At 65.7% G+C, this 21033-nt stretch carries 17 protein-coding genes and 1 pseudogene; 12 read left to right on the plus strand and 6 right to left on the minus strand.

Annotation, left to right across the window (positions count from 1 at the left end; all coding sequences use genetic code 11):
* Positions 1 to 25 precede the first annotated feature (25 nt).
* A complete protein-coding gene (locus tag CLU86_RS18535) occupies positions 26 to 2137 on the plus strand; it encodes an acetoacetate--CoA ligase (RefSeq protein ID WP_099742659.1) in 2112 nt (703 codons plus the stop codon).
* 274 nt (positions 2138 to 2411) lie between these two features.
* Here CLU86_RS18535 and CLU86_RS18540 read toward each other — a convergent pair whose 3' ends face one another.
* Positions 2412 to 3434 carry a Bug family tripartite tricarboxylate transporter substrate binding protein gene (locus CLU86_RS18540; protein ID WP_369803842.1) on the minus strand — a complete coding sequence of 341 codons (1023 nt, stop codon included), beginning with the start codon at positions 3432 to 3434 and terminating at the stop codon, positions 2412 to 2414.
* A 108-nt stretch (positions 3435 to 3542) separates the two neighbouring features.
* Positions 3543 to 5591, minus strand: coding sequence for an acyl-CoA synthetase (locus CLU86_RS18545; RefSeq protein WP_233195099.1), 2049 nt, complete (start codon positions 5589 to 5591; stop codon positions 3543 to 3545).
* A gap of 213 nt (positions 5592 to 5804) precedes the next feature.
* Between CLU86_RS18545 and pssA the strand changes: the two genes are divergently transcribed.
* Entirely contained in the window at positions 5805 to 6431 is a 627-nt protein-coding gene (gene pssA, locus CLU86_RS18550) for a CDP-diacylglycerol--serine O-phosphatidyltransferase (protein WP_099657386.1), read from the plus strand.
* Positions 6432 to 6524: 93 nt separating this feature from the next.
* Here pssA and CLU86_RS18555 read toward each other — a convergent pair whose 3' ends face one another.
* A complete protein-coding gene (locus tag CLU86_RS18555) occupies positions 6525 to 7511 on the minus strand; it encodes a DMT family transporter (protein ID WP_099742661.1) in 987 nt (328 codons plus the stop codon).
* 228 nt (positions 7512 to 7739) lie between these two features.
* Here CLU86_RS18555 and minC point away from each other — a divergent pair, with 228 nt between their 5' ends.
* The 8 genes and pseudogenes from minC to CLU86_RS22705 all read left to right on the plus strand — a co-directional run bounded on the left by minC (position 7740) and on the right by CLU86_RS22705 (position 16053).
* A complete protein-coding gene (gene minC / locus CLU86_RS18560) occupies positions 7740 to 8495 on the plus strand; it encodes a septum site-determining protein MinC (RefSeq protein ID WP_099657388.1) in 756 nt (251 codons plus the stop codon).
* 44 nt (positions 8496 to 8539) lie between these two features.
* Complete coding sequence (gene minD, locus CLU86_RS18565) at positions 8540 to 9358, plus strand: septum site-determining protein MinD (protein ID WP_099657389.1); 819 nt, start codon at positions 8540 to 8542, stop codon at positions 9356 to 9358.
* 3 nt (positions 9359 to 9361) lie between these two features.
* Complete coding sequence (gene minE / locus CLU86_RS18570; RefSeq protein ID WP_099742662.1) at positions 9362 to 9628, plus strand: cell division topological specificity factor MinE; 267 nt, start codon at positions 9362 to 9364, stop codon at positions 9626 to 9628.
* Between the two features lie 146 nt (positions 9629 to 9774).
* Positions 9775 to 11976 (plus strand): YccS family putative transporter, encoded by a 2202-nt coding sequence (gene yccS / locus CLU86_RS18575; RefSeq protein WP_099742663.1) that lies wholly within the window; start codon positions 9775 to 9777, stop codon positions 11974 to 11976.
* A 218-nt stretch (positions 11977 to 12194) separates the two neighbouring features.
* Positions 12195 to 12731: a hypothetical protein gene (locus CLU86_RS22695; RefSeq protein WP_143226740.1), complete on the plus strand. Its 537-nt coding sequence runs from the start codon at positions 12195 to 12197 to the stop codon at positions 12729 to 12731.
* Between the two features lie 476 nt (positions 12732 to 13207).
* Positions 13208 to 13603, plus strand: coding sequence for a hypothetical protein (locus tag CLU86_RS22700; RefSeq protein WP_143226741.1), 396 nt, complete (start codon positions 13208 to 13210; stop codon positions 13601 to 13603).
* A 475-nt stretch (positions 13604 to 14078) separates the two neighbouring features.
* A pseudogene (locus CLU86_RS23150) lies at positions 14079 to 15422 on the plus strand (DUF4832 domain-containing protein).
* A 31-nt stretch (positions 15423 to 15453) separates the two neighbouring features.
* On the plus strand, positions 15454 to 16053 hold the full coding sequence (locus CLU86_RS22705) for a hypothetical protein (RefSeq protein ID WP_143226742.1): 600 nt from the start codon (positions 15454 to 15456) through the stop codon (positions 16051 to 16053).
* Positions 16054 to 16128: 75 nt separating this feature from the next.
* Here CLU86_RS22705 and CLU86_RS18590 read toward each other — a convergent pair whose 3' ends face one another.
* Positions 16129 to 16650 carry a flavin reductase family protein gene (locus tag CLU86_RS18590; protein WP_099657393.1) on the minus strand — a complete coding sequence of 174 codons (522 nt, stop codon included), beginning with the start codon at positions 16648 to 16650 and terminating at the stop codon, positions 16129 to 16131.
* A 187-nt stretch (positions 16651 to 16837) separates the two neighbouring features.
* Between CLU86_RS18590 and CLU86_RS18595 the strand changes: the two genes are divergently transcribed.
* The gene (locus CLU86_RS18595) at positions 16838 to 17629 is read left to right on the plus strand and encodes an alpha/beta fold hydrolase (protein WP_099742666.1); all 792 of its coding nucleotides are present in this window, start codon (positions 16838 to 16840) and stop codon (positions 17627 to 17629) included.
* Positions 17630 to 17703: 74 nt separating this feature from the next.
* Positions 17704 to 18867 carry a M14 family zinc carboxypeptidase gene (locus CLU86_RS18600; protein WP_233195100.1) on the plus strand — a complete coding sequence of 388 codons (1164 nt, stop codon included), beginning with the start codon at positions 17704 to 17706 and terminating at the stop codon, positions 18865 to 18867.
* Between the two features lie 61 nt (positions 18868 to 18928).
* On the opposite strand, the gene CLU86_RS18605 is transcribed toward CLU86_RS18600, so the two are convergent.
* A complete protein-coding gene (locus tag CLU86_RS18605) occupies positions 18929 to 19501 on the minus strand; it encodes an NAD(P)H-dependent oxidoreductase (RefSeq protein ID WP_099742667.1) in 573 nt (190 codons plus the stop codon).
* Between the two features lie 81 nt (positions 19502 to 19582).
* Entirely contained in the window at positions 19583 to 20920 is a 1338-nt protein-coding gene (locus CLU86_RS18610; protein ID WP_099657397.1) for a D-amino acid dehydrogenase, read from the minus strand.
* Positions 20921 to 21033: the final 113 nt, after the last annotated feature.

The following is a 21033-nucleotide window of genomic DNA, read 5'->3' on the forward strand; positions in this document are numbered from 1 at the left end:
TTGATGCACTGCTAAGTTGCCGGGCATGGAGACACCACATATTTCTGACGGCCGGGGCACATCGGCCGAGGGCCCCACGCCGCCCTACATACCGCAAATCCGCCTGTACCAGCACTGGCTGCGCGATGTACGCGGCCTGCAGTTCGACAGCTACGACGCCCTGTGGCGCTGGTCCACCACCGAGCTGGATGCGTTCTGGCAAAGCGTGTGGGACTACTTTGATCTGCAGTCGCCCACGCCGCACACGGCCGCGCTGGCGTGCAACACCATGCCGGGGGCGCAGTGGTTCCCCGGTGCGCAGGTGAACTACGTGCGGCAGGTGCTGCGGCATGTCGATGCGGCCCAGGCTGCGGGTCTGCCCGCCATCATCAGCCGCAATGAAAAAGGCCAGCACCGTGAACTCTCCTGGCCCGAGCTGCGCCGCCAGGTCGCGTCGCTGGCGCTGCACCTGAAGGCCCAGGGCGTGCAGCCCGGCGACCGCGTGGCCGCCTACCTGCCCAACGTGCCGGAGGCCATGATCGCCTTCCTGGCCACCGCAAGCATCGGCGGCGTGTGGAGCATCTGCGCGCCCGACATGGGCACCCACGCGGTGCTTGACCGCTTCCGCCAGATCGAGCCCAAGGTGCTCATCAGCGTGGACGGCGTGACCTACGGCGGCCGCGACCACGACCGCACCGGCGTGCTGGCCGAGCTGCGCGCCGCGCTGCCCAGCGTGCAGCACGTGGTGCTGCTGGGCAATCTGGATGCTTCTATTTCGATAGCTGGTTGCGCTGATTGGACAAGCGCTACAGCCCAAAACGATGCAGAAACTGCGGCCTTTGAGTCGATGTGGCTCCCGTTTGACCACCCACTGTGGATCGTCTACTCCAGCGGCACCACCGGCCTGCCCAAACCCATCGTGCACGGCCACGGCGGCAGCATGCTGGTGGCGCTGCAGCTCAAGGTGCTGCACAACGACATTGGCTGCAGCTACGAGGCCAACAGCTTTGGCGAGCGCTACCACTGGTACAGCTCCACCGGCTGGGTGATGTGGAATGCGCAGATGAGCGGCCTGCTCTCGGGCACCACCTGCGTCATCTTTGACGGCAACCCCGGCGGCAGCAAGGAACACCCCGACTGGGGCGTGCTGTGGCGCTTTGCGGCCGAGACGGGCGTGACGTTCTTCGGCGCGGGGGCGGCGTTCTTTGCCAACTGCATGAAGGCAGGCATCACGCTGGCCGACTATGGCGACCTCACGCGCATCCGCGCCCTGGGCACCACGGGCTCGCCGCTCTCGCCCGAGGTGCAGCAATGGGGCACGGCGCAGTTTGAGGCGCTGGGCACACCCGATATCTGGTGGAACAACATCTCGGGCGGCACCGACTTCTGTGGCGCCTTCATCGGCGGCAACCGCGAGATGCCCCAGGTGCCCGGCGAGATGCAATGCCGCATGCTGGGCGCGGCGGTGGAGGCCTGGAATGCCGAAGGCCAGCCGGTGACGGACGAAGTGGGCGAGCTGGTCTGTGCGCAGCCGATTCCGTCGATGCCGCTGTACCTTTGGGGCGACAAGGACGGAAGCCGCTACCTGTCGAGCTATTTCGACATGTACCCCGCAGGCCACGGCCGCCAGCCCGGCGGTGGTGACGGCCCTGCCCACATGGGCGCGGTGTGGCGGCATGGCGACTGGCTGAAGATCGACGGGGCCACGGGCGGCTGCATCATCTACGGCCGCAGCGATGCGACCATCAACCGCCACGGCCTGCGCATGGGCACCAGCGAGATCTACAGCGCGGTCGAATCCCTGCCCGAGGTGCTGGACAGCCTGGTGGTGGACCTGGAGTACCTGGGCCGCGAGAGCTACATGCCGCTGTTTGTGGTGTTGCGCGCCGGGGTGGTGCTGGACGACGCATTGCGAGCCCGCATCAACGCCGCAGTGCGCACGGCGCTGAGCCCGCGCTTCGTTCCAGACGACCTCTTTGCCGTGGCCGAGGTGCCGCGCACGCTCAGCGGCAAAAAGCAGGAGCTGCCGATCAAGAAGCTGCTGCTGGGCCAGCCCATCGAGAAGGTGGTGAACAAGGACGCGATGGCCAATCCGGGGTGCCTGGATTGGTATGTGGCGTTTGCGGCAGGGCGGGCTGTGAAACTACAAAATTCATAGCGGCTAGCGCTTGTTGGACAAGCGGTGGCGACCTTTTTTCTTGAAATATGGCGTGGCTACATGGCCCAGTCAGCCCTGGGTTTCCGCGCACCAGCGGCGCTGCGGTCTTAGCCCCCTCTCCCCTGGTGGGAGAGGGTTGGGGAGAGGGGGCTTGTGCAAGGGGCTGTGCCTCATTACCCCCCTCTCCCCCGCCCTCTCCCGCAAGGGGAGAGGGAGCATCAGGGGTGCTATGACCGATGCGGGGCGGTAGAAGGCAGCCCTGTCCCTCGCCACCTCAATCCAGCTTCGCTCCAGATGCCTTGATCAGCCGTTCCCACACCGGCCGTTCCTTGGCCATCGCTGACGCAAACAACGCGGGCGAGCTCTTTTGCACATCAAAGCCCATCGCTGCAATGCGCTGGGCCACGTCGGGCTGCTCGGTGGCTTTGCGCACCTCGGTGGCAATGCGCTCCAGGATGGCGGGTGGCGTGCCTGCAGGCGCACCAACGGCCAGCCAGCCCGCCACGCGGTAGGCCTCGTCATTCAGGCCCTGTTCGGCCAGGGTGGGCACATTGGGCAGCGTGCCCATGCGGCGCTCGCCGCTCACGCCAATGGCCTTGAGCTTGCCTGCGTCAATGTGGGCCTTGACCTGCAGCGCGCTGGCAAAAGCAATCTGGATCTGCCCGCCCAGCAGGTCCTGCACCATGGGCGCCTCGCCCCGGTAGGCCACATGGCTCATGTCGGCGTTTTGCGATTGGCTCATGTACGCGCCCGCCAGGTGCGGGTAGGCGCCCGTGCCATACGAGCCGTAAGACACCTTGCCTTTGTTGGCCGCGATGTACTTGAGCAGCTCTGGCCCCGTGGCTACGGGCACGCTGGGGTGGGCCACCAGCACCAGGGGTGCGATGGCGATCTGGTAGACGGGCGCAATGTCGCGCTCGGGGCTGTAGGGCAGCTTGGTGTAGAGGAACTGGTTGGTGAGCATGGAGTTGCTCAGCCCCAGCAGCAGTGTGTAGCCGTCGGGCGCGGCCTTGGCCACGGCGTCGGTGCCGATGATGCCGGCGGCGCCGGGCTTGTTGTCGATGACCAGTGGCTGGCCCAGGCCCACGGCCATCTTCTCGGCCAGCACGCGGGCCAGCACGTCGGTGGCGCCGCCGGGGGCAAAGGGCACCACCACCTTGATGGGCTTGCTGGGGTAGGCCTGGGCCAGTGCTGTGGTGCCCGTGCCTGCGGCGATGCAGGTTGCGGTGGCCAGGGCGGCCCCGCGCAGCCAGTGGCGGCGGGGCATCCAGCGGGGCATCAATGGGGAGGGGTGCATGCGATGTCTCCTGTCGTTGTGGTTGGCAAATCGTCAGCCTGGCTTGCTTTGCTGGGCGGGTGCCGGGGCAAGCCGCCAGCCCCGGCACGCAGCGCCATCAGGGCCCAATCAGGTGGGCGCAGGGGTGGCAGCAGCGCCCTGCGCTACCACCGTGATGCGCAAGGGCAGGGGGGCCAGCAGTTCGCGCAGCGCGGTCAGCCGTGCCGCGTTGTCTGCGCCAGGGGTGGGGGCTACGGTCACGCGCACGGCGTTATCCCCTTCGGCCTGGATCTGGACCTGTGCTTGCGCCGGGTTCAGGTCGGCCAGGGTGGGCAAAGCGGCCATGGCGGCTTGCACCGCCTGGCACGCTGCGCGCTGTCGCAGCTCGGGCTTGTAGATCTTGCCGACGTTGGTCACCGGCATGTGCTCGATCACCTGCACCCAGCGCGGGCGGGCCACGGCCTCGTCCACGCGCGCGGCGGTGAAGGCCATCAGCTCCGCTTCTGTCACCTGCACGCCGGGCCGCAGGGTGGCGTAGACCACGGGCAGCTCGCCTGCATAGGCATCGGGCGCGCCCACGGCGGCGCACAGCTGCACAGCGGGGTGGGCGCCCAGCGCGTCTTCGATCACCTTGGGGTCGATGTTGTGGCCGCTGCGGATGATGAGGTCCTTGGAGCGGCCGCTCAGGTGCAGGCGCCCTTGCTCGTCCACAAAGCCCAGGTCGCCGGTGGCCAGCCATCCATCGTGCGTGAAGGCCTTGGCCGTGTCGGCCGCATCGAGAAAGCCCGAGAACAGGTTGGGCGACTGGAACAGCACCATGCCCGGCTGGCCGGGCGACAGGTCCAGGTCGGACGCGTTGCCCTGCGCATCAAGCGCCACCACGCGCAGCTGGGTGTACGGCAGCCGCCAGCCCACGCAGCCTGCGGGCGCGTTGACGCCGGGCGGGGTGATGGTGGAGATGCCCGCCATTTCCGTCATGCCCAGGCTTTCGTGGATATGCAGGCCAAACAGCCGCTCAAACCGCGCCGCCAGCTCGGGCGCCAGGATGGCCGCGCCGGTGCGGCAGTAGCGCAGGGTGGCAATGTCGGCCCCGTCCAGCGGCACATTCGCCAGCGCCGCCAGCACCGTGGGCACGGCCGAGAGGTAGGTGCAGCGGTAGCGCTCCACCAGCCGCCAGTAGTTCGCAATCACCTCGCGGTTGCGGAACAGGCCGGTGGTGGGGATGATGGTCTCCACCCCCGCAGACAGCGCCGCCAGCGAGCCCGGCAACACGCCCGCCACATGGAACAGCGGGTAACCGTTGATGCCCACGTCCTCGGGCCGTATGCCCTGCATCTGCACGCTGCCCCAGGCGGTGAACACCTGCGCGCCGTGGCTGTGGCGCGCCAGCTTGGGCGCACCCGTGGTGCCGCCGGTGTGAAAGTACGCAGCGATGTCAGTGGCCACAATGCGGCGGCCGCTCACCAGGTGGTCGCCGGGGTGCTGGTGGCGCGCGGCCAGGTCCACCACGCCAGCGGGCAGGGCGGTTGTTGCGCCCGCTGCCTCATCGTGCGGGGCTACGCGCAGCACGGTGGTCAGCGTGGGCACCAGGGCGCGCAGGCGCAGCGCCTTGCTCCAGTAGCCCAGGTCGCCCTCGCCGCCGTAGGCAATCAGCACCTTGGCGCGGGCCAAGGTCATCATGGCTGCGATCTTCTCGTCGGTGAGCATGGGGTTGAGCGGCTGCACGATGCCCGCCGCCTCGCCGCCCCACAGGGCCAGGTGGTATTCGAGGCAGCCGGGCAGCAGCACGGCCACGGCGTCCTGCGGGCCCACGCCCAGGTGGTGCAGCAGGTTGGCCGTCTGGTGGATGCCGGTGAGCAGTTGGGCATAGGACCAGCGGATGGGCTCGGCAGCCGGGTCGGCGGTGGGCAAAAAGGTCAGCGCCGTCTTGTCGCCAAACGCCGCCGCCGAGTTCACAAAAATTTCGTAGGTGCTTTGCACCGGCAGCGCCTCGGCCAGGGGGCGGGCTTCGAGCCGCTGCACATCCTGCAGGCTGCGGATGGGGAAGGCGCGGGAGAACGGGGCGGCAGAGGGCGCAGGAATGGGGACTGCAGGGGCCGAGGATGGGGGCTGTGGCGGCGTCAGCCCGCTCTGGGGCTGGTCGGTGCGTTCGTGCAGGCGGTTCCCGGTGGTGTGCATGGTGTTTGTCTCGTTGGTCCTGGCGCCACTGTGCCGTGGCGTGTGGCCACAGTCTCGCTGCGTGCGGGCGCAAAAGCAGTCGCGCAAATGTCAGTGGGGGTCAGTGGGGGGCCGTGGGGGCCTGCGGAGGCAGCCAGGGGTTACCCGGGGCCGGGGTGGCGCCGCGCCCATAATGGGAAGTGTTGTCACTGCGCGCTCAGGGCGCTCTTTTTCATGAACACTCCCCAGCACCCCAAACGCTTTTCCATGATCCGCGAATTCCATCTGGCCGACTGGTTCACCCTCGGCAACGCGGTCTGTGGCGTGGGGGCTCTGTTTTCGGCCATGTCGTACCTGGCCACGCACGATGTGGTGCACATCTACTTTGCCGCCGCCCTGGTGTTGGCGGCGCTGATCTTTGACGTGCTCGATGGCCGCATCGCCCGCTGGCGGCAAAAAAGCTCGGCCATGGGCCGTGAGCTGGATTCGCTGGCCGACGTGATCTCGTTCGGCGTGGCGCCCGCCATCATTGCCTACGGCTGCGGCATGCAGGGCCTGTACGACCGCGTGGTGCTGGCCTACTTTGTGGCCTGCGGCGTCTCGCGCCTGGCGCGCTACAACGTCACGGCCGAGACGCTTTCGGAAGGCACGGGCAAGGTCAAGTACTTTGAGGGCACGCCCATTCCCACCTCCATCGTGCTGGTGGGCCTGCTGGCCCTGGCCGCCGCCCAGGGCGCGGTGGGCGCCAACCTGTGGGGTGGCCGTGTGGTGCTGGGGGGCTTTACGCTGCACCCGCTGGTGCTGTTGTTTGCGCTGTCAGGCTCGTTGATGATCAGCCGGATCAAAATTCCGAAGCTGTAATTTGCTATCAATAAAATAGCTGCTAGCGCTTATTTGGTAAGCGCTAGCAGCTATTTTTATGCAAATGGGTGGGTTGGCCCTTTGGGCGGGGGCTCAGGCCGCTGCCGGTTTGCGGTTGACCAGCACAATGCCCACGGCCACCAGCGCCAGTGCGGCCACCAACGAGGGCGTGACCGGCTCACCCAGCCAGCTGGCGCCAAACAGCAGCGCAAACACCGGGGTCAAGAACACAAACGAAGACATCTTGGTGGCCGGGTAGTGCGCCAGCATCCACATCCAGGCCAGGTAGCTCACAAACGCGCCCACCACCGCCTGCACCAGCAGCGATGCCCAGGCAAACGCGCTGAAGTGCCAAGACCACACCTCCCCCAGCGCCAAGGACAGCAGCGGCAGCAGCGCAGCGCTCACCGCCACCTGGTACAGCAGCTGCTGCGCCGGTGCCACCCGCGCCAGGGCCGTGCTGCGGATGACCACGGTGGTCAAGGCCCACATCAGGCCCGCCACCAGCCCCAGCACATCGCCCAGCCAGGCCAAGGGGTGGGCATCCGGGCCCCGGCCAGTCATGCCGTCCCCCAGGGCCAGCCCCACCCCCACAAAAGCCGCGGCCAGGCCCAGCCACTGCCAGCCGCGCAGCCGCTCACCGGGGATAAAGCGCGGCAGCAGCAGCGCCACCCAGAACGGCGAGCCGTACAAAAACACCGTGAGCCGCGAGGCGCTGGTGTACTGCATGCCCACGTAAATGCACGCAAACTCGCCCGCAAACAGTGCTCCGGCCAGCAGCCCCGGGCCCCAGCCGCCAAGCCGGGGGGCTGGGGCTTTGTCTGCGGCACCGGCCGGTGTGGGGCTGGGCACAGCGCCTGCCGCGCTTGGCACGGGGGTGCGCAGGCCACTCCACAGGCACCACGCGGCCACCGCCACTGTGGCCAGAGCAAAGCGCACAAAGGCCTGAAACACCGGCGCCACCTCGGCCACCGTGGCCTTGACCAGCACCTGCTGGAACCCCCAGAACATGCAGCAGGCCAGCAGCAGCGAGATGGAGAGGGTGTCGAGATGGGTTTTGCGTGCGCGGGGGCTGGTCATGGCTTGATTATGGTCAGGTGACAGGGGCGGCGCTTCGGGGTTCAATAGGGGGAATGCCCCAACCTGCCTCCCTCGCCCCTGCCGCCCAGACGCCCCTGGCCGCAGGCGTTCGTCCCTTGAAACCGAATGTGAGCGGTTGCCCCGCCTGTGGCGGCTTGGCCACGCGCTGCCGCTACACTCAGGCCTTTTGGCTGCGCCCGGTGGCGTGGCTGCTCAACACACCCCTCCATGGCCACTGAAACGGCGGCGCACACCCGCGCCAGTTTTGACCTCAAAAGCGCTTCACTGCCGGTGGTGGCCGTGGTGCTCAAGACCACGGACGCGGCGCAGTTTGCCGTGGACTTGGCCGACCGTGTGGCCGATGCCCCAGGCTTCTTTGACTACGACCCGGTGCTGATTGACCTGTCGCCCGTGCGTGAGGCCGAAGACGCCATCGACTTTGCCGCCATCACCGAGCAGCTGCGCGAGCACCGCACCCTGCCCGTGGCCGTGCGCGGCGGCAGCCCTGCCCAGATGGAAGCGGCCCGCGTTGCAGGCCTGGCCGCCGCCCCTGATGCCCCACCGGCCCGCGCCGAAGCGCCCGCCCCGGTGGAGGTGGTGCGTGAAGTGGTGCGCGAGGTCGAGGTCGTGCGCGAAGTGCCCACCCTCGGCCCCGGCACCGTGGTGGTCGACAAGCCCTTGCGCTCGGGCCAGCAGGTGTACGCGCGCGGCGCCGATCTGGTGGTGATGGCCGTGGTGAGCTTTGGTGCCGAGGTGATTGCCGACGGCAACATCCACGTCTACGCCCCGCTGCGCGGCCGCGCCATTGCCGGGGCCCGGGGCAACACCGAAGCCCGCATCTTCAGCACCTGCCTGGAGCCGCAACTGGTTTCCATCGCAGGCATTTACCGCACCACCGAAACCGCCCTGCCCGAGAACGTGGCCGGCAAGCCCGCCCAGGTTCGCCTGGAGGGCGAAAAACTCATCATCGAGCCCCTGGCTTGATGGCTTCCATTCCCTCGTATCAACCCACAGAGAATCTGCAACACATGGCCAAAATCGTCGTCGTGACCTCCGGCAAAGGTGGCGTGGGCAAGACCACCACCAGCGCCAGCTTTGCCACCGGCCTCGCCCTGCGCGGCCACAAGACCGCTGTGATCGACTTTGACGTCGGTCTGCGCAACCTGGACCTCATCATGGGCTGCGAACGCCGCGTGGTGTATGACCTGATCAACGTCATCCATGGCGAGGCCAACCTGAACCAGGCCCTCATCAAAGACAAGCAGTGCGACAACCTGTTCGTGCTGGCCGCCAGCCAGACGCGCGACAAGGACGCGCTGACGCAAGACGGCGTAGAGAAGGTGCTCAAAGACCTGGCCGCGATGGACTTCGAGTACATCGTCTGCGACTCACCCGCTGGCATCGAAAGCGGCGCCCTCATGGCCATGCACTTTGCCGACGAGGCCCTGCTGGTGACCAACCCTGAAGTCTCTAGCGTGCGCGACTCCGACCGCATCCTGGGCATGCTGGGCAGCAAAACCAAGCGCGCCATCGACGGCGGCGAGCCCATCAAAGAGCACCTGCTCATCACCCGCTACAACCCCGCCCGCGTGGAAGACGGCCAGATGCTGAGCCTGGAAGACATCCAGGACATCCTGCGCATCAAACTCATCGGCGTGATTCCTGAATCCGAGGTGGTGCTGCAATCGTCCAACCAGGGCACGCCCGCCATCCATGCGCAGGGCACCGACGTGTCCGAGGCGTACAAGGACGTGATCGACCGCTTCCTGGGCGCGACCGACAAGCCCATGCGCTTCATCGAGGCCGAAAAGCCCGGTTTCTTCAAACGCCTGTTCGGGAGCAAATAAGCCATGGCTTCGTTCCTCTCTTTCCTTCTGGGCGAAAAGAAAAAAACCGCCAGCGTGGCCAAAGAGCGCCTGCAGATCATCCTCGCGCACGAGCGCAATGGCCGCAACGCCTCCGAGCCCGACTACCTGCCGGCACTGCAGCGCGAACTGGTGGCCGTGATCTCCAAATACGTCAAGATCAGCCCCGACGACCTCAAGGTCCACCTGGAGCGCCAGGACAACCTGGAAGTGCTCGAAGTCAAGATCGAGCTGCCCGACACCGTGCGCTGAACGCCGGGCACTGCCTGGCAAGCACCCCCAAGCCCGCCCCGCAGCCCTGCGGCGCGGGCTTTTTTGTGCCGGTGTTGCGGTGACTGGCCTGACAATTGCTTAAAAAATCAGGGTAAACCCTATATCGATGGGTAGAGAGCATTTTGGTGGACACAACCTGGAAACTCAGCTGGCAGCGTGCCAGCAACCACGAAGGCTTCACACGCGGGGCGCGGGCGTTTTTGGCGCTGGCCGTGGTGCTGGCCTATGGCTGGTGGGCGGATTGGCAGACCGAGCTGATGCCCGTGCTGCTGGGCGTGATCGCCAGCGCCCTGACCGAGACCGATGACAGCTGGCGCGGCCGCTTGCGCGCGCAATTGCTGGCCATGGGCTGCTTCACCCTGGTGGCGTTGGCGGTGTGTGCCACGGTGTCGTGGCCCTGGGTGCTAATGGGGGTGATGGCGCTGTCGGCCTTCACCTTCACCATGCTGGGGGCGCTGAGCGAGCGCTACCGCGCTATTGCCTTTGGCTCGCTGGTGCTGTTCATCTATGAAGCGCTGGCCGCCCACACCAGCCGCGACGCCGCCGTGGTGGCCACGCCCTTGATGCTGGGCGGGGCCGCCTGGTACGGCGTGGTGTCGGTGCTGTGGAACGCGGTGATGCCCCGCGCCCCCGTGCGCTATCGGCTGGCCAAGTTGTATGCCATGCTGGGCGAATACCTGCGCCTCAAAGCCCTGCTGCTGGAGCCCGTGCGCGACGAAGACCTGGAGCGCCGCCGCATGGCGCTGGCCCTGCACAACGGGCGGGTGGTCGATGCGCTCAATGCCACCAAAGAAAGCCTCATCAGCCGCATGGGCCGGGGCACGCCACCGCTGTGGCTGCAAACCGCCATGCACCAGTACCTGGCTGCGCAAGACGTGCACGAGCGTGTCAGCTCTTCGCACGAGCATTACGACCTGCTGGCCCAGTCGTTCTTCCACAGCGACGTGCTCTACCGCTGCCAGCGCGTGCTTACGTTGCTGGGCGAGCAGGCGCTCAAATTCTCGGTGGCCATCCAGCAGCAGACCGAGCCGGTGCACTCCGGCGTCACCTCGCGCGCCATTGAAGACATGGAAGCCGCCCTGGCCCACCAGGAAGAGATCGAGCGCGAACACCCCAGCGCCGCGCAGGCCCGGCCCCTGCGCTCGCTGCGCGCCTTGGGACACAACCTCACCGCCCTGGCCCGCGTGTTTGCCGGTGCCCTGGCGCTGCCGGTGGACGAGCCCGGCGCCTCTGCGGCGGTGGACTACAGCCTGTTTGACCGCGAGCCCCGCACCCTGCGCGACGCCTGGGGCCGCATCCGCGCCCAGTGCCGCGCGCAGTCGCCCTGGCTGCGCCACAGCGTGCGGCTCAGTCTGTCGCTGGTGCTGGGCTTTGCCGTCATGCAGGCCACCGCCGACCCGCACGGCTACTGGATCTTGCTGACCATCGTCTTTGTCAGCCAGCCCCAATACGCCGCCACCCAGACGCGCCTCATGCAGCGCGCCAAGGGCACGGCCATCGGGCTGGCACTGGGCTGGGCGGTCATCCAGCTGTTCCCGGGCGACTTCATCCAGGCCGCCCTGCTGGTGCTGGGCGGCGCCGTGTTCTTTGGCGCGCGCCACACCCGCTATGTGCTGGCCACCGCCGCCGTCACCACCTTGCTGCTGCTGAGCTTTCACCAGATGGGCATGTCGCAGGGCGTGATCCTCACCCGCCTGCTCGACACCGCCGTAGGCTGCTGCATTGCCGCTGCCGCCGCCTGGCTGGTGCTGCCGCACTGGCAATCGCGCCAGTGGCCCCAACTGGCCGCCCAGGCGCTGCAGACGCAAGCCATCTACCTGCGCGAAATTTTGGCCCAGTACCAAAGCGGCAAGCGCGACCACCTGGCCTACCGCGTGGCCCGCCGCAACGCCCACAACGCCGACGCCGCCCTGTCCAACTCCTACAGCGCCATGCTCAAAGAGCCTTTGCGGGTGCGCGGCGGTGCCGAGGTGGTGGGCAACTTCCTGCGCTTGTCGCACACGCAGCTCAACTACCTGTCTGCCCTGGGCGCCCAGCGCGGCGGCGCAGCCGCCCAGCCCATGGACGAAGCCACCCAGGCCTCGGCCCAGGCGCTGCTGCAGTCGTTGCAGGATTTGTCGGACGAGCTAGAGCGCGCCCAGCGCGAAATGGGCGGCCGCCGCCGCCCCGTCGCCCAGGCCCCCGCCGTGGCCGAGGTGCTGCGCCAGTTTGGCCAAACCCCACCCGCAGCGCCCGCCCAGAGCTGGATGGCGAACCAGCTGCAGCTGGTGGGCAAGGTGTTTCCGCAGCTCAGGGAGCAGGCGAGGCAGATGGTGGAGCGGGGGTGAGGGTGGGTTGGCGCCGCTTTATTCATGCGGAGATGCGGCTCCCAATTCAAAGCTTCATGGTTTGCTGAAGCGGGCTTTGTCAGAGTCTTGTATTTGCTGAAGGGCTATAGTTTGGTGGTAGATGTGTGTGGGGTTTTTCGGAATTTAATACTTGGATATTTAAAAATCGATCTACGCACGCGCTAAGATTCTGCGGAATATATTAATTTGGAACCTACATGTGTAAGCTCTCTCACCTCGTTGAAAATGAATGGGTTGAGCACTCGTTTGCACCGATCTTCGCGCTTGAGGAAAATCGAATTGCCGGCGGAGTACCGGGAGGTGACGCATCAATATTTGAAACATTGGTGATGTGTTTATCCGAGCCGATTTTGGTAATTTACATTCTTCACACCCCACGGGGTGAAGCGGATCCGGGGCGTTATCAAAGCCCCGAACTTTCCATGAATGATTTCCGCGCTTTTATCGGGAAGTACCGAGATTTTTTGAGCAGCGATGCACGTTTTGATATTTGGGCTCATTCATCACACGATCATGCGACAGTTGTCTGGGATAGGCACAACAAGTTCTTTGCATATGGGCCGCTTCCAAAATTCGTCTCACAGCTCCAGGCAAAGGGTTTTGTTGAAGGCACTATCAGACCTCTTGGTACACATCAGCACCACTACCGCGCGGAACAAGATGCGTTGGCAAGGTCGCTAATCGATGAATATCAATGGTGTTATTCTCCACTCCGACCGGAGGACGAGCAGTGAGCATGTGCCCCTACCTTTCAGCCTGTTCACTTCTACGCTATCCATTATGAAATGTCGTCCTCGGCTGCCTCCGACGGAGTCCACTTCGTACCAAGTGCTTTGGGAGAGATGGGAGCTTCTTCCCACGGGGGAACTGGCCGTCTACCTTCGTCGAATAATCGTCGCCGAGCGTCGATGTCGCACCGGAGAGTTTCCGAGGCGCCTCTTTTCTCGATTTCGTCGCCGACGAATTGCGGTTGGCCGCAGGTTAATTGCGTTGGGTGGAACAGTGCATCCGCGTCTTTTTATTGATCCACATATTCGAGGCTGGAAATATGGGCAGCAGTTCTGGCTTGCGAACGTATCCCCGAAGCTCTGCCGACCAGCCATATTCCTTCTTGTGCCCATTGTGACGGGCATTCAATAAAAGATAAAAGGTCGGCCCAGTCGCAACAGCCTATGGCGGCAGCTGGCCTCCAACGTTAGGCCGCAGAAAAATGCCCGCTCTTAAACCGTCGCATCCGCTCATCGAGCAACGAGTCAGGAATCGCCTGATTGAGTGGCTTGAAATGCTGGTCCACTACGAGACTGATCCACCACCGTTCGATCTGAATGCAGTACTAAATCAGTGGGAAGACTGGAATTCGCCCCTTCATTCATACTCTGCCCCGACTTACTCGGAAAGCGAAGCCAAGAAGCTCCTGCTTGTAGCGAATGCCTGGGAAGGCTTTTGCAAAGGAACACCAAATACTATTTCGAATGAGCGTGAAGCTTTAGGCACATCGGAATGGATAACACTCGTCTTGGCATGCCAAGTCGCTCTATCTGAGTTGCGTCGCCGGGGCAGGCTCCCCGAGGAAATCGAGGTTGGTCATGGCGAAAATACGGTTTAACCCAATAGTCAGCGCCTGCTAGATTGGGGCCGGAGGGTAGAACACCTGCAGTCCTAAATCATGCCGCTGTTGTGGACGTTTTGGAGGCCTATGGCGTCACAAGAATCTGTGCCACAGCATCGCCCCGTGCTGCAAGCGGCAGACGCAGTGTGGTGGGTGGGCAAACCGACTTCCCTGCTCGCCGTACACCTCCACCGCCGCATTCTTCATCCCCAACGGTTCGTGCCGTTGCGATTACCCATCGCTCCAACCCCTGGCGGTAAATCCCGGTTGGCGTAACAATGCGGCAACTATTGCGGAGGGGCGCATGAACGAACCAACCACCATGAAGTGGGCCGTGCTGGCCCTCGGCTGTGCAGCCCTGGCAGGTTGCGGGGGCTCTGCCGAAAACGATGGTGTCACCATCTCGTTCGGCGGGCCGGGAGCTCCGCCCGCTGTGGCCGAGGTACCCCAGCCCAAAGCCATGGGCAAGGCCATGGCGCTGGCTTCCATCGCCCCACTGGCCCAGGTCAGCTTGGCACCGTCCGACCAGGACTTCCCCAACCCTGAGCGCGGCTTCTACCGCTTTGCCACCGACCCCTCCAAAATCACGGCCACCTCGCTCGACTATGTGGTGGCAGACGGGCAGCGGCTGGTCTACACCCCGGCCGACCTCAGCGCCTACCGTACGCGGGATTTGCCCAGCAGCTACCTCACCAAGCTGAACACCGGCTTTGCCAACCTGCGCAAACAGGGCCTCAAGGCCGTGGTGCGCTTTGCCTACAACTACCCTGAGACCGAGGCCGATTACCTCAACGCGCAAGACGCCACGCTCTCGCGCGTCAAGCGCCACCTCACCCAGCTGCAGCCGGTGCTGCAGGCCAATGCCGATGTGATTGCGGCTGTGCAGGGCGGCTTCATCGGTGCGTGGGGCGAGTGGCACACCTCGTCCAACAACCTCACCACCCCCGCCAACAAATCCGCCGTACGCGACGCGCTATTGGCGGCCGTGCCCGCCAGCCGCCAAGTGCATGTGCGCACCCCGGCCGACGTGGCCGCGTGGTACCCCACCCCACCCACCCTGGCGCAACTGCTGGCCCCAAGCCCCACGGCTGCAGCGCGCATTGGCCAGCACAACGACTGCTTTTTGGCCAGCCCCGACGACGTGGGCACCTACTGGGCCGATACGTCTGCGCAGGCTGCCGCTCTGCGCACCCATGCCCAGCAGACCAGCGCGGTGACGGGCGCAGGGGGCGAGACCTGCGCCCCACCCGAGGTGGCCCAGGCCCGCATGGCCTGCGAGGACATCTTGCGCGAAGGGGCGGTCTACCACATGACCTACCTGAACCGCGACTACTAAGAGGGCTTCTTCGCCCAGTGGCAGGCGGGCGGCTGCATGGCCGAGGTGTCGCGCAAGCTGGGTTACCGGCTGCAATTGAGCACCGTTGCACACAGTGCCATCGCCGCGCCGGGCGGCACGCTGGCCTGGCAGGTGGCCCTCAGCAACCAGGGCTGGGCCCGGCCGCTGAATGCGCGCAGCCTGGCGCTGTACCTGGTCAGCGCCACCAACGTGGCCACCGTGCTGCCCTTGGCAGGCACCGACCTGCGCCAGGCCAGCCCTGGCGAGCCGCTGCAATGGTCGGGCGAAGTCACCCTGCCCGCCACCCTGGCCCCCGGCAGCTACAGCGTGCACATTGGTGCGCCCGATGTAGCCAGCGCTTTGGCTGCCACCCCCGCCTATGCCGTGCGCTTTGCCAATGCCGACAGCGCTGTGACGGGCGTGCAGTGGCAGGCGGGCACGGGGCGGCTGGCGCTGGGGACCACGTTGCAGGTGCAGTGAGTGCTTGCCGATTGCCCGCAAAATCCCCCGCATGGATTCCACGTTATTTCTGGCGATAGGGTTGTTGTTTCCCGCAATCAGTTGGCTGACGCTGATCACGGGATACCTTCACTACAAATGGCACGGGGGCTCGTCGTCTGGTGTGTACGTCCCTTTTGTCGGCCCCGGGTTGCTCGATCTGTGGCTGCTGGCCCGTGGTGAGCCCGGTTGGGCGCTGGTAGTGCCGTGGCTGGCAGACGTGGGAACCCTGTTTTTTCTGGTGGCTTTGCCTCGATTGGTAAGGGATGTATGGCAAACCAGCCGCTTCACCCGTTTGCTGCTTTTATCTGGTCAGCACTCCGATACCAGGGTAGAAATTTCGCTCCACCGAGGTGGGCACTACTTGCTTCGGAAACACTGGAACCCAGACGCTACTACGCATGCCTCCGCCGGGTATCGCCCTGTCTTCCTGGGTGAGCCTGGAGTCTGCGAAGAGGTAACTGGTGGTTGGCGTTTGACCAGCCACGCAGGGCGTGTTCGGCTTTTGCTTCGCGGCGAAGGTTCTGGCTATGTGGTAAGCGATATGGCGGTGGCGGCGCGCGATGAAGACTTTCAAAACATCAATGGATGTTTGTTAAGGAATCATGCTTGAAAGTCGGTCTAGCGCTTGAATCGAAAGCGCTGGTAGCTATAAAAAATATAGCGATATAACTCGCACAACCAAACCCTACAGCGGGTGCTCCGTATAAAACTTGCCCCCGTGGTACAGCAGGGGCGAGGCGCCTTCGCGATGTTCGCAGTGCTCGACCTCGCCCACGAAGATGGTGTGATCGCCTTCCTTGTATTGGCTGCGGTTGAAGCATTCAAACGTGGCGGCAGCCCCGGCCAGCAGGGGCGCGCCCTGGATGCCGGGGCGGTGTTCCACGCCTGCCCAGCGGTCGATGCCACGGGTGGCGAAGCGTTCGGCCAGGGCCTTTTGGTCGGCGGCCAGCACGTGGATGGCGTAGTGCGAGCCGTTGGCAAAGGCGGGCATGCTGCTGGCGCTGTGCGACAGGCTCCACAGCACCAGCGGTGGGTCCAGCGACACCGAGTTGAACGAGCTGGCCGTGAGCCCGACCAGCTCGCCCGCCGCATTGCGTGCGGTGACGATGGTCACGCCCGTGGCAAACATGCCCAGCGCGTTGCGAAACTCGCGGGAGGAGAAGCTGGGGGGCAGTGCCAGGGCAGGGCGGGGCGAGGGGCTGTTCACAAAGGTTGGGCGCGGGGCCTGCATCAAGGGGGGATGGAACTATTATGGAGTGCCGCCCGCGCGCCTGTGCGGCGGGGGTTACTCGGCACTTATTTCTTTAGGACTTACGCAAATCGCGATGCAACAGGCGGCCCAGCCTGGGGCACGCCGCCCGCCTCGGCCCTGTTTGGCGTCCGTCATTTTCTGTATGGCTTTGCTCCCCACCTTCTCCACCCTGGGCTCTGGCCCCACCGTGCTCATGCTGCACGACGCTGATGGCGACCACCTCACCTTTGCCCCCCAGTTGGAGATGCTGGCCAGCGCCGGCTACCGCGCCGTGGCGTGGGACATGCCGGGCTACGGCCACAGCGCACCCATTGAGCCCTACACCTTCAAAGGCCTGGCGCAAAGCTGTCTGGCGCTGATCGATGCGCTGCAGTGCGGCCCCGTCACGCTGGTGGGCCACGGCATGGGCGCCATGCTGGCGTTGGAGGTTGCGGTGCGCCGGGCCGAGGTGGTGCGCCGCCTGGTGCTGTGCGCGGGCGGGCCCGCGCTGGATGCGCAGGCCGTGCAAGCCTGGCTGGCCCCACGCGAGCGCGCGCTGGACGCCGTGCAGCAGCCCGGCGGCAGCATGCAGCAGTTGGCGCAAACACTGGTGCCCCAGTGCATTGGCACCGCCGCCTTGCCCGAAGGCGTGCGCCTGGCCGAGCATGCCCTGGCGCAGGTCCACCCCGCCACCTACCGCCGCGCCTTGCAGGCCATGCAGGGCTTTGACCGCTGGGCCCAGGCCTGGGTGAATGTGCACACCCCCACGCTGTTGCTGGGGGGCGATGCCGACCATTGCACCCCACCCGCGGCACTGCAGGCGCTCGCCGAGTTGATGCCCGACGCCCAGCACCTGAGCCTGCCCCACATTGGCCACTGGCCGCAGCTGGAGCACCCCGAGGCGTTTGACGCTGCGTTGCTCGACTTTCTGGCCACGCAGCGGGTGCTGCATTGAGCGGCGCTGCGCAGCCCGCAGGCCAGGGGGCGCGGCACCGGGGGCATTCCCAAGCACGTTCCCCGGTGTGGACCGTGGCGACGGCGAGTGCGGTGGTCACTGCGCTGGCCGCCGTGCTGTGGGTGCCCACGCAGCTGTGGCCTGGTGGCCCCGCGTCCGGCGGTGTGTATGGCCGCGCGCCTTCGGGCCCGATGGGGCTGAACGCGCTGGAAGGGCGCGCAGCAGTGCAGGGCAACTTGGCCGTGCCTGGCTCAGTCCATTCAAGGGACTCAATGGAGCCCATGGGTGCTGAGGCGCAGCCCCGCCCCGCTGCCACGGTGCCAGCGTCGACGGCGCCCTCTGGGGTGGAGACGTCTGCGACGGCTGCGCCCGGGATGTCCGAGCCAGCCACGCAAGCCGCCTGCGAACTGCTGTTGGCGCGCCTGCCCGGTGTGACACGCTCGCAGTGCCTGGCCACGCAACTGCAGCCCAGCGGCGCGGCATCAGGCCAAGGCGTGCCGCTTTACTGGCGCGATGTGGTGCCACGCACGGGGGGGCCTGCCCCGGCCGCCGATGTCCCGCCGCTGCGCGTGCTGGTGGTGGGCGCCATGCACGGCGACGAACTCACAGCCGCCTCGCTGGCCTTGCGCTGGATTGCCCTGGCGGGGGCCGAGGGCGGGGACCGCGGTGCGCCGCAGCCGCCCGTGCATTGGCGCTTTATCCCCGTGCTCAACCCCGATGGCCTGTTGGCCCCCAAACCCACGCGGGTCAACGCCAGCGGGGTGGACCTGAACCGCAACTTTCCCACCCCCGGCTGGGCGCAAGATGCGCCGGTGTACTGGGAAAAGCGCACCCGCAAAGACCCGCGCCGCTGGCCGGGCCACACGCCGCTGTCCGAGCCCGAGTCGCGGTTTTTGCACCAGCAGATGGAGCAGTTCCAGCCCCAGCTGGTGGTCAGCATCCACGCGCCTTATGGCGTGCTGGACTTTGACGGCCCGCACGACCCGCCTGCCCGGCTGGGCCGTTTGCGCATGGACAAGCTGGGCGTGTTCCCCGGCTCGCTGGGGCATTACGGCGGGCTGCACCGGGGCGTGCCGGTGGTCACCATTGAGCTGGAGCACGCCCTGCGCATGCCGCCCGACACTGAGGTGCGCGCCATGTGGCGCGACCTGCGCCAGTGGATGAACACCCGGCTGCTGGACGGCGGTGATGCCGTGGCGGGCGTGGCCGGTGCGGAACCGCCCGGCGTGGCGCGTTGAGGGCAGGCCGGGTTTGAATAAAAATGGGCGTTAGCGCTTATCTATCAAGCGCTAATAGCTCCTATTTTGGTAGCAAAAAGTGCGCTGCTTGCGCTACGGCCTCTGCATCGGCCTGCACAGCACCGGGTGGGCCACCCTTGCCCCACAGGGCGCCGCCCCAGGGCATCGATAAGAACTTGGCGCACAGCTCTACCGAGTCGATCATCGGCTGGGCCTTGGCACGGTCGCCGCTGGTGGTGATGAGCTGCAACGACTTGGCCGCCATCTGCTCCTTGAAGGGCAGGCCCGGCACGCGCATCCAGCCGCTCCAGTGGTCCAGGTAGGTCTTGAGCGGCGCGGGAATGCTGAACCAGTACACCGGCGACACGAACACGATGTGCGTAGCCGCCAGCGTGGCGTCGAGCAGGGTTTTCAGATCGCCCTCGGGCGCGGGGTAGGTGCCCACGGTGTGGCGCAGGTCCACAAATGGTGGCAGCTGCATGCGCGCCAGGTGGTGCCAGGTTTGCACCGTGCCTGCGGGCAGTGCAGCGGCGGCTTGCTGGGCCAGCCATTCGGTGTTGCCCAGGTGGCCGCTTTCGCGGGTGGAGGTGGTCAGAAAGAGATAGTGCGGGGAGTGCGGTGTGGTGTTCGGCATGCCGCCGATGGTAGCGGCGGCGGAGCCGTGATGCCGTGGTGAGCGGCATGGCCCGCAATGCGCCATGCCGTCCCTTGGGGCTCAGGCCGCTACGGTGCCGCGCACGGCGCGCGGTGCCTGCACACCCAGAAAACCAAAGTTCATCGCAGGCACTTCGCCGCTCACCAGCTCGGCCATGGCCTTGCCCGAGCCCGCGCCGTGCGTCCAGCCCAGGGTGCCGTGGCCTGCGTTCACCCACAGCTTGCCCACGCGGGTGTGGCCGATGAATGGGATGTTGGTGGGCGTGGCGGGGCGCAGGCCGGTCCAGTACTCGGGGTTGCCGCCTTCTTCGGGCGTGCGGGTGTCGCACACGCCGGGCAGGATCTCTGCAATGCGGCGCGACAGCATGTGGCAGCGGGCGCGGGCCACGGGGCTGTCCAGGCTCAAATCAAAACCGCCCAGCTCGATGGTGCCGGCCACACGCAGGGTGTTGCCCAGGCGGCTCATGGCGATCTTCTTGCCGTCGTCGATGGTGGAGACCATGGGAGCGCCCTCGGGCTTGAGCAGCGGGAAGGTGGCGCTGTAGCCCTTGCCAGGGTAGATGGGCAAATCCACGCCCACGGTGCGCAGCAGCGGCGCACTGTACGAGCCGCAGGCCACCACAAAGGCATCGGCTTTGAGAATGAAGTCTTTTTGGCCGCCAGCGCCCGTGTTGCGAGCGATAACAGCTACAGAATCAATAGCGTCCCCGATCTTGTTCAGTCGCAGCACGTCGTGCCCGTAGAGGAACTGGGCGCCCCGCGCAGCGCAGCGGCGGGCCAGCTCTTGCGTGAACACGCGGGCGTCGCCGCTTTCGTCGGTGCTGGTGTAGGTGCCGCCGGTGATCTTGTCGCCATAGGCTTTAAAGGCGGGCTCGATTTGGAGCAGCTCGTCGCGGCTGACCAGACGGCGCTGCACGCCAAACTTGCGCATCAGGTCCACCGCGTGGCCTGCGGCGTCGAACGATTTTTGGTCGGTGTAGAAATGGGCGATGCCGCGTTCGAGCCGGTTGTATTCAATGCCGGTGCTGGCCACCAGGTCCTTGAGGGCCGCGTGGCTGTAGGCGCCCAGGGCCACAATCTGCTGCACGTTGCGCTCAAATGCCACGTCGTTGCACTGCGCGAGAAACTTCAGCCCCCAGCGCCACTGGTCCCAGTCGAGCTGCGGGCGAAACAGCAGTGGCGCCTCTTTGTCGAACATCCATTTGAGCGCCTTGAGCGGCGCTTCGCGGTTGGCCCACGGCTCGCAGTAGCTCACCGAGATCTGCGCCGCGTTGGCGAAGCTGGTTTCCAAGGCAGCGTCGGGCTGGCGATCGACGACGATCACTTCATGACCGCGTTCCAGCAGGTGCCACGCTGTGCTGATGCCGATGATGCCGGCGCCCAAAACAATGGTTTTCATGAGGGCGCAGTGTGCGCGACATTGCATTTGAGTAAAAGCAAAATTAAACTTACTCCAAAATCATCAGCATCGCTAATGTTTGGCGGTGCCATTTTTCTGTATAAATTTGCCTG

The sequence above is a fragment of the Acidovorax sp. 62 genome (assembly GCF_002754495.1).
Classification (GTDB): domain Bacteria; phylum Pseudomonadota; class Gammaproteobacteria; order Burkholderiales; family Burkholderiaceae_C; genus Acidovorax.

Bases quoted from the DNA above. Each gene is read 5' to 3' on its own strand.
- CLU86_RS18535 (WP_099742659.1), top strand. From the start codon at position 26: ATGGAGACACCACATATTTCTGACGGCCGGGGCACATCGGCCGAGGGC.
- CLU86_RS18540 (WP_369803842.1), bottom strand. From the start codon at position 3,434: ATGCACCCCTCCCCATTGATGCCCCGCTGGATGCCCCGCCGCCACTGG.
- CLU86_RS18545 (WP_233195099.1), bottom strand. From the start codon at position 5,591: ATGCACACCACCGGGAACCGCCTGCACGAACGCACCGACCAGCCCCAG.
- pssA (WP_099657386.1), top strand. From the start codon at position 5,805: ATGAACACTCCCCAGCACCCCAAACGCTTTTCCATGATCCGCGAATTC.
- CLU86_RS18555 (WP_099742661.1), bottom strand. From the start codon at position 7,511: ATGACCAGCCCCCGCGCACGCAAAACCCATCTCGACACCCTCTCCATC.
- minC (WP_099657388.1), top strand. From the start codon at position 7,740: ATGGCCACTGAAACGGCGGCGCACACCCGCGCCAGTTTTGACCTCAAA.
- minD (WP_099657389.1), top strand. From the start codon at position 8,540: ATGGCCAAAATCGTCGTCGTGACCTCCGGCAAAGGTGGCGTGGGCAAG.
- minE (WP_099742662.1), top strand. From the start codon at position 9,362: ATGGCTTCGTTCCTCTCTTTCCTTCTGGGCGAAAAGAAAAAAACCGCC.
- CLU86_RS22695 (WP_143226740.1), top strand. From the start codon at position 12,195: ATGTGTAAGCTCTCTCACCTCGTTGAAAATGAATGGGTTGAGCACTCG.
- CLU86_RS22700 (WP_143226741.1), top strand. From the start codon at position 13,208: ATGCCCGCTCTTAAACCGTCGCATCCGCTCATCGAGCAACGAGTCAGG.
- CLU86_RS22705 (WP_143226742.1), top strand. From the start codon at position 15,454: ATGGATTCCACGTTATTTCTGGCGATAGGGTTGTTGTTTCCCGCAATC.
- CLU86_RS18595 (WP_099742666.1), top strand. From the start codon at position 16,838: ATGGCTTTGCTCCCCACCTTCTCCACCCTGGGCTCTGGCCCCACCGTG.
- CLU86_RS18605 (WP_099742667.1), bottom strand. From the start codon at position 19,501: ATGCCGAACACCACACCGCACTCCCCGCACTATCTCTTTCTGACCACC.
- CLU86_RS18610 (WP_099657397.1), bottom strand. From the start codon at position 20,920: ATGAAAACCATTGTTTTGGGCGCCGGCATCATCGGCATCAGCACAGCG.